This is a genomic window from Psychroflexus longus, assembly GCF_020164595.1.
In the GTDB taxonomy this organism is placed as follows: domain Bacteria; phylum Bacteroidota; class Bacteroidia; order Flavobacteriales; family Flavobacteriaceae; genus Psychroflexus; species Psychroflexus longus.
The window spans coordinates 480322-493478 of record NZ_JAIQZE010000001.1; the positions used below are offsets into that span (position 1 = coordinate 480322).

Consider the following 13157-nt stretch of genomic DNA (forward strand, 5'->3'; position numbering starts at 1 on the left):
TCGTGAATCTCGTACCTCGATTTCATCGCCGCAAAAAGTAATCAACAACCCCGATAGCTATCGGGGAGGCTTATTTTTATGTCTTTGAAAACTACAAAAGTGTTTCCTCCACGCAGTGCCAACCGTTGCACTAGGGCACTGCTCCTCTTCCTTCCATCACCACTTTCTTGTTTTGACTACATCCATAAAAAGTAGGCCATATCTTTTAATTCAGAAATAAATTTCACTAGTGATAATTTTTTATCGATAAACAGTAAACTGGCAACGGTCAACTCTTTCACTCAATACTCACTTCCAGGAACGGCTTCGCCGCGGTGAGTCCCATAAGTGGGAGCACCGTAGCTCATTGTCTACATCACTACAACGTTGAAAAATGAGATCCTAAGTCAGTGTTAGCCTAGCGATTTGGCCTTTTGTCATGAAGAAATAGGATAAATTTTTCACTAGTTAAGTAGCATATAGATTTGGTGGTGCAAAGTAGGGGAGTTTCTTAAAAAAAACCAAAGGAATTGGAAAGTATTTTTTGTGTAGTCGTGTAATGGTGTAGTCGAGTAGTCGTGTAGTTGAGGAGTTTTTAGTCTGAGAGTCAAAGGGTCGAGGAGTGAGCTGTTGAACTGGTAGACTGGTGTACTGGTTGACTGGTAGACTGGAGATTAATTTTAAATTATGAATTGAGAATTTTTAATTTTTTGGTAAATGTGACTTCGATAGAATTCTCCAGAGGTCAAATTACCAGCCCAATTAGGTCATTCAGGCGGAGTCAGCCACTAGTTTTTGTTGGTCATTGAGCCTGCCCGACTAGTCATTCAGGCGAGTGGTCCGCCTATGGCGGATGTATCGAAATGACGTTAATTTTTATATTCCTTTTCACAATTACACGCTAAACTGAACACTGACAACCGACGACTGTTTTTTCTGCATCCATAAAAAGTAGGCCATTTTCACTATACTACTATTCCACTACTCCATTACTCAACTACACGGTGAACAGTGAACTAAAAACAGTCAACTAACTTACATCTATAGAAATAACTCAAGTTTATACATTCACCAAAGAATTAAAAACTACTCTCCCTTAAGCTTTTTAATTTCAACCACAAGCACTGGTATGTTTTTTTAAATGATTCCCCAGAGCATTTCTGGTTCGACTGAATCATAAGCATGAGCGATGATATTTCTCAATCCAATGATGTGTTTGGAAGATGAGATTTCAGCATCAGGTTTCAATTCAAGGATTTTCCGAACGGCTTCACCGATAATTTCTAAATCCCGTTCTATAGCCCTCTGGAGAATAATGTCATCAGAAAAATTAATGAAGTTATTTTCTGTTCTCAATTTTATAGATTCGATTTCAGCTATTACTGTTTCAATATCTAATATGTATTTGAGAAGTTTAGGCTGCATACAAATCTACTTTGGATTGATAGATGTGTTCTTTTAAGATCGGGTTTTTTAGTGATTTAGCTGAAACTAGATCTACATTCTTGTTTAGAAGTTCTTCCAGATTCTTGAGTAAAGAAAAATAGTTATCTGCGTAATCCAAAACATTTATCTGATCTGAAAACTCAACTAAAAAGTCAATATCGCTTTCAGCGTGCATTGTGTTATTAGCAGCAGAACCAAAAAGAGAGACTGACTCTACCTTATGCTGTTTACAGACAGTGATAATCTCATCTAATTTATTTTGCACCAAGTCTACCATGTTTCAAATATAATTTAAAATATCCATAAGTCTTTTGGGCCTGAGTTTGAATGATGGAGTTGCTGGTTTTTCGTGTAGTCGTGTAATGGTATAATGGTGTAGTCGTTTATTCGTGTAGTCGTGTAGTGGTGTAATTGGGGAGTTTTTAGTCTGAGAGTCAAAGGGTCAAGGAGTGAGCTGTTGAACCGGTAGACTGGTTGACTGGAGATTAATTTTAAATTATGAATTGAGAATTTTTAATTTTTTGGTAAATGTGACTTCGATAGAATTCTCCAGAGGTCAAATTATCAGCCCAACTAGGTCATTCAGGCGGGTGGCCTGGCGATAAAGAGGGTGCACTTCGACTTCGCTCAGCAGAGCTATTGAAATGATACTGGTTCTTCTTTTACTTTTTAGTTCACCTGTTATTTATATTTGATTTACTCTTACAACCTAAAAATTTCGTTAAAGTTGATGTTTTCATTCATTTTTTAGTTCACCCACTTTGCTATTGATCAAGTGTTCATGAATCTCGTACCTCGATTTCCATTGATGAAAAAACGAACCAATCCCCAAAGCTTTGGGGACTAGACTGATTTAAGAAAATTTTTGCTTCGCTACTCTACGCAAAACCCCTGCTGGCTTCTTCGCTTCATGTCTGTTACTGCGTAACGCACTTCCGCGAAAGCCACAGGTGTTTCTGGAAATCAGTCGTTTTCAATAAAAAGCAATGCTTCATCTATGATTAGTTTCAGCAAACCCAGAACATTTCACTAGGGCATTGCTCCTCTTCCTTGCTTCACCACTTTCTTGTTTTCATACATCCATAAAAAGTAGGCCGGTTTCTTTTAATTCAAAATTGAGAATTAAAAATTATTAATTTAAAACTCACCTCTCAAAAACTCACTGATTAGTTGACTGAAAACTAATTTTGAATTGAGAATTTTTAATTTGAACAACTGTGGCTTCGATACTATCCCAACAAAAATGTCGGGATCACTCAGCCACCGGTTTAAGCTGGTCATTGAGCCTGCCCGACTAGTCATTCAGGCGAGTGGTCCGCCTGTAGCGGATGTATCGAAATGACATTTCGAATAATTCAAAATTGAGAATTAAAAATTATTAATTAAAAGAGTCTCACTTCTCACGGACTCAAAAACTACTTTTCCTAACACCTATTCAGGACTCTACAAAAAGTCAATCGAAAACAGTCAACGGTTTTAAACTTTAAGCCTTATTTTCAGTCCAAATAAAAATTCAAACTCATGAAATACGTATTACTTTTTGTTTTTGCGCTTAGCTTTCAAATCGGTTTAGCTCAAGACAAGTCCGAAAAGAAACTGGATTCCATTCTGGAAAGCATGCCCAAAAGTGAAGGGCTGATCACAACTTATTTTGAAGACGACAAGCTTTACTTCAAGCTTCCAGAAGAGGCACTTGAAAAAGATATGCTGATGGTCACAAGACTTAAGCAATTGCCTGCTAACTATTCCGCGTACAGAAATGCGGGGTCAAAGACTTCTGAACAGATGATCCACTTTGTAAAAGTGGGCAAGTCGATAGATTTGGTTCAGGTGCTGACCACCAATGTCGCCGATGAGGATGATCCCATCAGTTTGAGTGTAGCTCAAAACAACCTCAACCCGATTTTAGCCTCGTTTCCTATCAAATCTGAAGATGGTAAAGACATCGTGATTGAAGTCTCATCGTTTTTTAATGCTGATTCCCCTTCCTTCAACATCATTCCGGACGGATTAAAATCAGAATATAAAATTGGAAAGGCCGATGATAAGCGAAGCCGCATCAATACGGTGAAAAGTTTTCCACAGAACACGGAAATCACCCATACGCTTACCTTCCCGACCTCCAATCCGCCACGTGGCAATTCTACCAACACCTTTACCTTTCAAATCAACCACTCCATCATCGCCTTACCAGAAGATAAAATGCAGGTGCGTTACGAAGACTCTCGCGTGGGCTGGTTTGGTTTGACCAAATACAATTACAGTTCAGACGCTTTAAAATCAGATGAAGTGAAGCTCGTTCGTCGCTGGAGACTGGAACCTAAAGACGAAAAGGCTTATGCGAGAGGCAAATTGACAGAACCCAAAAAACCTATCGTGTACTATTTAGACCCAGCCACTCCCAAGAAATGGAGAAAGTACTTTATCCAGGGGATTGAAGACTGGAATTCAGCTTTTGAAAAAGCTGGATTTAAAAATGCCATTCAGGCAAAAGTCGCACCTACCGAAAAGGAAGACCCAGACTTTAGCCCGGAGGATGTCCGTTATTCCACCGTTAGGTATGTGGCTTCTACGACCAGAAATGCTGTAGGACCTAGTGTTTCCGACCCAAGAACTGGAGAAATTATTGAATCGGATATCATCTGGTATCACAACCACCTAAGGTCTTATCGTAACCGCTATTTACTAGAAACTGGCGCTGCCAATCCGAAAGCGAGAAGCCTGGATACACCGGAAGAGGAAATCGGAGAGATGATGCGACGCGTGATTTCTCACGAGGTTGGTCATGCCTTAGGCTTACCTCACAACATGAAAGCCAGTTCTGCTTACGATGTGGAATCTTTGAGGTCGGGTGAATTCACTCAAAAAATGGGAATCGCCGCGACGATTATGGATTATGCCCGTTACAATTACGTCGCGCAACCTGGAGATAAAAACATACGTTTTGTAAGGCAACTCGGGCCTTATGATGATTATGCCATCGAGTGGGGTTACCGGTATTTCCCAAATAGCTCTGCTAAGGAAGACAAGGATATTCTGAAAAAATTTGTAGACCAACGCAGCACCGATCCTTTGTATATGTTTGGAAGCAGAGGAAACGATCCAGATGCACAAACCGAAGATGTTGGTAATAATTCAGTCAAAGCAAGTACGTATGGATTGAGCAACTTGAAGATTGTCGCTAAAAATCTCGACTCGTGGACCACAAATGAAGGTCAGGATTACGAGGATCTGGAAGAGCTATACGGCGAAATGCTGGGTGTTTACAGACGCTATATTTATCATGTGGTTTCCATCGTTGGTGGCGTTCATGAAACACTGCTGCATAAAGGTCAGAAAGGGGTTCCTTACAAAGTGGTCAATAAAACTGAGCAGGAAAACGCATTGAATTTCATTAGTGAAAACGTGTGGACGCCTCAATACTGGCTGGTAGATGAAGCTTTGGTGTCTAAATTTGCGAAGGATGGAAAGCTTGAGAGCCTGATCAGCATGAAAAAAGGAGTTCTCAATCGCCTATCTAGCGCAAGAAGACTCAATATGATGTGGGATACCCATTCTACCCTGCCGGGCGAAGGTTTATCTCCTCAGGAGCTTCTCGATGCCTTGGTAAAAGATATCCTGACGTCAAGGACTACACCAGACCAGGTGGAACGGGAATTACAGAAGCATTTAGTGCATCAATTGATCGAATTGGAAAAGGACAAAGACCTGGCAATGGAGTTAAAAGGACATAGTCTTGCTCTTCAAAATAAGGTCTTATCAAACTTAAAAACCAAAATGAGTACTAGTGACCAGACTTTAAAAGCACACTACGCCTATATGGTGAAAATGCTGGAAAAAGCTATGAAAGCTGGTGATTAGTGAGTAGTGAATCGTGGTTGGATTTTCAGAAAAAAATGATTTTGAAAATAAAAATCGCTCCATTATAAATGTAAAATCATAAAAAGTACGGTTCGACCGTAACACAAGTACGGTCGAACCGTAACTCAAAGTCAGTTCTAAAATTAATATTTGCCTAACTAAACCAAAGGTTAGTCAAAATTTCATCTGATTTTGAGACCGTTCCAATGAAAAGCAAGGCCTTCAAGCCTTGCTTTTTTATTTACAAGTAGTTTCCTTTTTTTCTTTTGACCTGCCTGACTGTATCACGCATGCAGGATTTTGGGCTGAGGAAGATTTCATGTGATTAGACATTCAGCTTAAGCATTAGGTCGACTTGGAGCCACGTCCGGGGTTTGGAGTTTTATCTGCAGCAATTAAGATTAGAAATACATTTTGTAGATTCTAAAAGTAAGTATAGTAGATGTCAGGGCGATGCCTCTTCAGTCGAATAGTCAATGGGGCGGGAGTCGGGAGTCAAATATAATGCAACCTTACTATTTCAGATTTCTTATTTCAAATTTGGTATTTCAAAAATATTTTGACGTCTGGAAACTAACTAATTATTGGAACCATGATGTTTTGAATCACGATACAGGACTTTAATACTGAATAACCAATATCGAATTATAAGATTCAAAATTTAGCGGTGAACTTATTTACTGGTAGGACGTTTGACCAGTTCACTGGTTGATGGTTGACTGGTACTTAAAAATCTTAATTATCGAAATCCTGATTTTAGTCATGGTAAAAGTGTTAGATAAAGAGCATCTTTATAACGAATTCAAAATCAGAAGCCATGAAAACGACCCCCATTCACAAATTAATGACCCGAAATCTAGTAAAACTCAATCTTGAGGACACACTTACCAAAGCAGAATCTTTGTTTAAGAGTAACAAGATCCGCCACCTCCCTGTGGTGAAAGGTGATAAAATTGTTGGAATGCTGAGTTATAACGACCTCTTGCGCATTTCGTTTGCAGACGCGACAGACGATGATGGTGATACCGTAGAAACTACTGTATATGATATGTTTTCGCTGGAACAAGTCATGTCTAAGCAAGTGTCTTTTGTCAAGGCCTCAGATGATATTGAAGTTGCGGCTGAACTGTTTACCACTAAAGATTTCCATGCGCTACCGGTTTTGGAAAACGACAAACTGGTAGGCATAGTGACTACTACAGATATGATACGATTTTATAATACGAAGTGTAAATAGAGGTTTTCTATGTCAGTTTTCAGTAGTCGGTTTTTTTGACTGTTTTCGGATGACTGTCTAGCGTTATTCGTGTAGTCGTATAGTCGTATAGTCGAGTAATGGTATAGTCGGAAGTCAAGGAGTCATGAGACCAATAATTTTTAATTATGAATTCTAAATTTGATAAAGACTGACATTACTAATAGCTAAAAGTCTCAATTGACGTTTTATGGCTTCGCCGAAGAGATTCAACATTTCCTTGAAACAGAGATTATTCAGTCGCCAAAGAAGTTCCTTCAGAATGACATCTGACTCAATTTAAAATTATGAATTCAAAATTCTTAATTCGTTACATACGAACTTTCCTAAAACCTAAGACCTATAACTTAATATCCTTACACAACTCCCTCAGAATGACAAGTACATACTGAAAGGGCTTCGACCAGAACAACAAAAGCCTAGCTGATTAATCAGCTAGGCTTTTGGTTCACTATTTTTTATTTGTTACTTCACCATCAGCTTGACTGACTGGCTGGCTTTTCCGTCTGAAAGGTTTAAGATATACACACCGGAAGCTAACTCTTTGTTTAGGTTAACTTCAACATTAGGAGTATTCTCTATAGTTTGATTGATAATCATTCTCCCCTGAAGGTCGAACAATTTCAAACTAAGATCTTTACCCTCAAAAGCTTGCTGATGCGAAATACTGAAACGCATTCCTTGTAGCGGGTTTGGATATACCGATAAGCTGGAATTCAATTCAAAATTGTCATCACTTAGGGAGACTTCTTCAAACTTGATGACGAATCTATTTGGTGCTTTGGAAGCAGGAATAGAGTTGTCGATCTCAAAAGAAACTGCCGTGGTCGCCTCCGATGGTAACTCAGTAGAAGTTTCTAAGTATCTATCGAATAAGTAAGCTTTTGCACTCGTAAAGTTTTCAGGCTTGATTTCAAAACGATAAGCTGTTTTGGTAAAGTTACCCAAGTAAAACGGTACACTGTCCTGTGCTGTTGGCATGTCTCTAGATTCAATCGACATATAGTTTGGATTTCTGTCAATAGCAAACCATTCATCGTAATTCCAGACTTTAGTAGCATCTAAAGTGTCTTTCGCATTGTTGGCGCCTGCTCTAAATTTCACTTTCACGGCATCAACCGCTTTGGTATCTATATTGTCGTAATATAGGTTGACGTAAAGATTGGTAACTGGCTCAGGAACGCTGAACGCTACATTTCCTCCTACTTCTGAAGCTTTATAAGATTCAGAATAAACAACAGCCTGTAATTCTAAAGTCGTTTCTACAAAGAAAGACTGATTGGGTTCTAAGATATTAGTAGCATCAGAAGTTGGAGGAGTTGGTTCTGAAATTTCATTAGTACCAGTTGCCAAATCTACTGTTGCATAACCTCCTCGAGTTCCCAAGGTAGCGTCGTATATATATACAAACTGAGTACTAACCCCAGAAGAACCATTCATGAATTCAGTCAAATTTATTCTGGCCTGATAAGGATTTCCAATCAACGAGAAATCCCCTGTACTTGAGCCTACTTTATCAACACCTCTAGACCCTACAACCAATCTTCCAGTTGTCCTCAACGTAGTCGCAGGCCCAACTGCCGTATTGGAATTCAGTGTTGTTGACCTGTCTCCCCGAATCAATATTGCATAAGCTTCACCAGCATTAAATCCTTTGGAATTGGTATTTGGGATTGCATTCCATGACTGATTACTGGCATTCCATTCAAACATGGAAGGATTTCCAGTAAGTGTAACGTCAAACCCTTTAATATCTGTTGCATCAGGCTTAGAACCAGTAATATGAGTTCCATAACCTGAATCAGGGCCAAGTTGATTATTAGGGTCTTCACCGTCAACAATAGTTTCTGTGTTATTTACTCCTTCCTGCCAGTTATCACGTATAGTAGGTTTTGGTGATAATGCTGTAGTAACAGGAGAAGACAAATATCTAAAAGCTCTATTACTTGCTGGAATGTAGCGTTCGATCTCGTAATTGTTTCCTACTAATTTTCTATTTGTAGCATCAAAAATTCCTAGAACAGCTGTTTTGGATTCTGTACTCCTAAACGTCACTTTCCCATTCTGTGAGCTTGTAAAGTTTGCAAAATCACCATTTAAGGTAATGGCATCTTCAATGATCAAAGTAGCACCATCTCTGACGACCACATCTGAAATGGTATTGGATCCAGTTAAGGTTACAGTACCACTTTCTATAAAAATACTTTTGTCTGGATTGCTTCCAGTATTAGAAGCTTCCGGATCGCCAAGGCCAGTTGTTGTCCAATCACCGTTGTATACAAAATCGTTATCACCGACTCCAGGGGTAGCATCGTTAACGGATGCAGATTCTAAAATCCATTCTGAACTAGTATAAGTAGAATTAGACTCTCTTACGGTAGGAATGTTTCTGTAGGCTCGTTGACCCGTAAATTCCCATCCAGTGTTTTCTGCATCACCATAGACATCCAATATAGCTCTCGGTTCGTTAACGTCAAAAGAAAGTTGATAGATCTCGGTACCATCTGATCCTAAAGTGGATGATGCTACAAAGTCGGCATCTCTTTCATAAATAGGATTAAAATTTGCATTATCTGTGAAACTAATAATGAAATAAGATTTTGGAGGAATAATTTGACCTGTAAGTTGTATACTTTCTCCAGTTCCTGAAGGATTGATTAAAAAGTAATTCTGATCATCCAAATCTATAGGTTCAACATCCATATTAAAGAGCTCGACATATCTACCATTTGAATCACCACTTGGATCTATGACTTCAGAAATGAGTAATGTTGACTCTAATATTATATTGAACTCATCACTATCTATACTTGTTGGACCTGATGTTGTTGAGGCTGTAAGTGTCAAATCAAAGCCTGTGGCAGTATGTTGTAGAGTGTTAAAATTAGCATAACCCAAAGAAGAACTTATGTTTCTTGAAACTGGGTTACCGCTTAAAACTCCTGTAGAAGTAATTGAAATGTTAACTGTATTATCTAGATCTACATTACCTTTGGCATCCAGATTTCTAACTCTTACAGAAGGTGACATACTAACACCAACGAAAGTAGTTGTTGGTTGTTCAAAAAACTCGAGTTGTGTTCCTATAACTTCAATATTGAAAGCGTTGCCTTCAAAAGCAGTGATGTCCTGAGAAAATATAGAACCATCACTGGAAGCGAGCTGACCCTGGTTACCTTCAGCTATTGCCAGCTGAATGACCTCTCCGTCGGTAATCCCTCCCCCATTTAAATATACACTTACGGTATAGACTTTTCTAGTGCCATCAGCAACTTCAAACATCGTGTCAGGATCTCCAGTGATGCTCAGTAATATTTCATTGGGATTTATGGTCACAGTTTGATTGGCTTGTATTAAGGTATTGGTTCCATCTGAAATGGAAATTCCCTGGATTTCATTTGACCAATCCGCAGAATTAGCAGTTCCTGCTACAAACCTCAACTGAGTAATGTTGGTTGGGAGATTATCGAAATTTCCAGAATCTACCACCTCAAAACTAAACACCTCAACCGCCTGTCCAATCTCATTATTCACATCTGCTATAAGCGTCCCTGCTGGAATTTGTGGGTCTGATGCAATAATATCAGTATCTCTGGCATTGGAATTTCCGGTTAGTTTAACGTTATCCACTCCAAAATAATCGTCTGCTCCAGTGTCCTGAACTATAATTCTTAAGGCTACGGTTTGTGTTCCGTCAGGAATAGTTACGTTCACTGTACCAGATCCATCAGAAGCTCCACTATCTCCTGTGAAAAGAGAAACTGTACCTGTATTACTGCCATCTATCAAGACTTCATATTGAATAAAATCTGAAGTTGTATCATATCCGTTAACTTCCCAGTCAAAACTAACATTAACATCAGTAAACCCAGTCACATCTATAGGATCAAAATCAAGTGAAGCTGATCCAGAGTTTTCTGTGTTTAAATTATTAACACCAAAAATATTATTTATAAAACTGCTGCTTGCAAGAGGAAAAGCAGCGCCTGAATCTATGACATTAAAATAAGAAGTACCCCAGCCACTATTAATAACAATACTAGGAGTATAAGTCCATTCTGGTGTCGTTCCATCAAAATCCTGGATGGCAATAATTGCATTTTGAACATTAAATGAATTACTTTCTATTAATTGACTACTTGTTAAACTAGTGTCTGTTGTTTCTGCCGTTAAAGTCAAGCCAAGAGCTTCTTCAGAAAAAACAATAGTAGGAAATGAAGCTATACCTCCTGAAGCAGAAACTGTAAAGGGTAAATTAGAAACTCCACCCGAAGACGACATCTCAACATTTGAAGTTTTTGAAGTATCTATATTTCCATTAGCATCTACAAAACCTACCTGAACCGTCGGTACAAACGTATCACCGACTTCAACATCGGTTGGTTGCTCAAGAAACGCTAGCTGTGTGGCTACTACATCAACAGTGAATTCATTTCCAACCACAGAACCATTAGTAAAACTAGAATTAAAAAGAGAGCCAGTAGGTTCAGCGGTAAAACCAGAATCAGTGCCCTCCACCTGAAACTGAATTACAGACTGATCATCAATTCCAGTGGAGTTAAGCAAAATATCGACGGAAAAGTTTAAAACGCTTCCCTCACCAACTATAACTGGAGAATCGGGTGTAAAGATGATTTCATTAGTAGTTATAGAAAAAGTTCCTGCTATTGAAGTTCCGGCAGCAACATCATTGATAATAACTTGCTGCAAGTCAGTTGACCAATCCACAGAATTATTTGTAGCAGGCACGAATCGCATCTGATTCACTTCAGTTGGAACGTTATCGCCCCCTAGATCTGAAATATCAAATCGAAACACCTCTTTAGCATTGACTGATGCATCCACAGCTTCAAGTATGTCTGGTCCCACCTGAGTTCCCGGACCAACAACCTCTGAAGTCAAATCATTGGCTGCAATGTTATAAGTTGTACTTATTATCTCAGTAAAAGAACCTGAAACAGCCTCCATAGTTAAGCCTGAACCTGCTGCGGAATGCGTCAGGTTAGAAAATGCAGCTACTCCATCCACCGCAGGTTCACTTACGGGTTGGCCATCTAAATCTCCAGTAGAGCTTAACTCAACAGCGGAGACTTGATCGGTATCCAAATTGCCGTAAACATCTACAAAACTAACTTCCACAGCGGGGTCCATGATGTTGTTGACATTGGTATCGGTAGGTTGTTGTGAGAATACAATTTTTGTAGCTTCAACGTCTATGGTGATTAAATTTCCAACGATATCAGCCGGGAAAGTATCAGCAAATTGAGAGCCCGAAGCATCTGCCTGGAAATCTGCATTGGTATTGATTTGAAGCTGAATCACCGACCCGTCATCTATAATACCAGTTTCATCTGATAAAACAGCTTCAATTGTAAAATTTTGAGTCAAACCATCGGGGATGCTTAAGGCCGGACTTGGCGTAAATTCAATTAAACCTCCAAAAATATCAAAAGTTCCTGACACTGCTGTACCGGTTTCATCTTTTAAAATGAGGCTGTTCAAAGTTGATGGCAGGTCTGCCGTATTCCCTGTAGCAGGTTCAAATTGCATTTTAGTTACGGTAGTTGGTAATCCGTCGCTGGTTCCTGCATCCTGAATATCAAAAGTGAAAATGGACTCTGCCTGAGAAGTAGTGGTCACATCTGCAGCAATGATGGTTTTAGCAGGCACTTGTTCTGCCGGATCTACAACTACAACTGAATCGTCATCATTTGTACTGATCGGAGTTCCAAGTAATTGTACATTATCAATTACGTTATCACCAGTATCAGATGTGGCTCCTCTTAAAATAATTCGGATTACGAAGTTTTCATTATTGTTTACATCTTGAATACTTGAAAAATCAATAGTATTTGCCGAACCAAAATTTCCGCCTCCACTTGGGGAATATTGAATAAATTGAGTAAAGTTTGAGCCACCATCGATAGAATATAATACATCATTATCATCAAAACCATCTGTAGTCCTAGAACTAAAAAATCTTAATCCAATTGTTTCGAAACCTAATGTTGAAAATTTTAAATCTAAATGTTTACCATTATTACCTGAAGTTGCATCTCCTCTTCTGATACGAATAGCCTTTCCGGCAGCTGCTCCATCACATGAAGCAGTTGTGCTACCTGGAACATCTGTTACATTTGTCATATCAAGATTATGTTCTATAGCACCATCTCCAACTGACCTATTATCAATATTAATAGGAGATGCATATGGGGTTGTCCCATTAAAATCCCAGCAATGGATAACGTCTTGAGCGGAGATGGACGGGGCGGTAAAAAGGAGAATGATCAGTAAACCTAAATACCTGGGATGTAGTAGTTTATTCATAATAAAAGATTATTTAATCAAATATATAAAAAAACGCTCTGAAGCTCACTATCTATTTCTAAAATTAAAGCCGTATCGCTTTCATAATCAAATTTATGCAGCGCTTTTAAGAAGCTTAGAAGATCTTTTTCAACCATCAGATGATGCTCTCCTCTGGCATTTTTCAAAGCTTAAAATAAACCAGGATTGAAAGGCGATTTGAATTTATCCGGCTGATAAAAAGTATCGACTCCGCTCGGCCCGACCTCATCAGTGAGTTTACTTGACCCGGCCCTTACAAGGGTTTATA

5 protein-coding genes are annotated in these 13157 nt (G+C 38.9%); 2 read left to right on the forward strand and 3 right to left on the reverse strand.

Going from position 1 to position 13157, the window contains the following annotated elements:
• Positions 1–1116: 1116 nt before the first annotated feature.
• Positions 1117–1404 carry a HepT-like ribonuclease domain-containing protein gene (locus LB452_RS02200; RefSeq protein WP_224460085.1) on the reverse strand — a complete coding sequence of 96 codons (288 nt, stop codon included), beginning with the start codon at positions 1402–1404 and terminating at the stop codon, positions 1117–1119.
• Positions 1394–1702 carry a nucleotidyltransferase family protein gene (locus tag LB452_RS02205; protein WP_224460086.1) on the reverse strand — a complete coding sequence of 103 codons (309 nt, stop codon included), beginning with the start codon at positions 1700–1702 and terminating at the stop codon, positions 1394–1396. The genes LB452_RS02200 and LB452_RS02205 overlap by 11 nt, the downstream gene beginning before the upstream one ends.
• Positions 1703–2946: 1244 nt before the next feature.
• Here LB452_RS02205 and LB452_RS02210 point away from each other — a divergent pair.
• Together LB452_RS02210 and LB452_RS02215 are read left to right on the forward strand one after the other, a co-directional pair.
• Positions 2947–5286 (forward strand): zinc-dependent metalloprotease, encoded by a 2340-nt coding sequence (locus LB452_RS02210; protein WP_224460087.1) that lies wholly within the window; start codon positions 2947–2949, stop codon positions 5284–5286.
• An 817-nt stretch (positions 5287–6103) separates the two neighbouring features.
• Positions 6104–6523, forward strand: coding sequence for a CBS domain-containing protein (locus tag LB452_RS02215; RefSeq protein ID WP_224460088.1), 420 nt, complete (start codon positions 6104–6106; stop codon positions 6521–6523).
• Between the two features lie 483 nt (positions 6524–7006).
• Here the strand turns inward: LB452_RS02215 and LB452_RS02220 are convergent, their stop codons facing one another.
• Complete coding sequence (locus LB452_RS02220) at positions 7007–12868, reverse strand: T9SS type A sorting domain-containing protein (protein ID WP_224460089.1); 5862 nt, start codon at positions 12866–12868, stop codon at positions 7007–7009.
• Positions 12869–13157 lie beyond the last annotated feature (289 nt).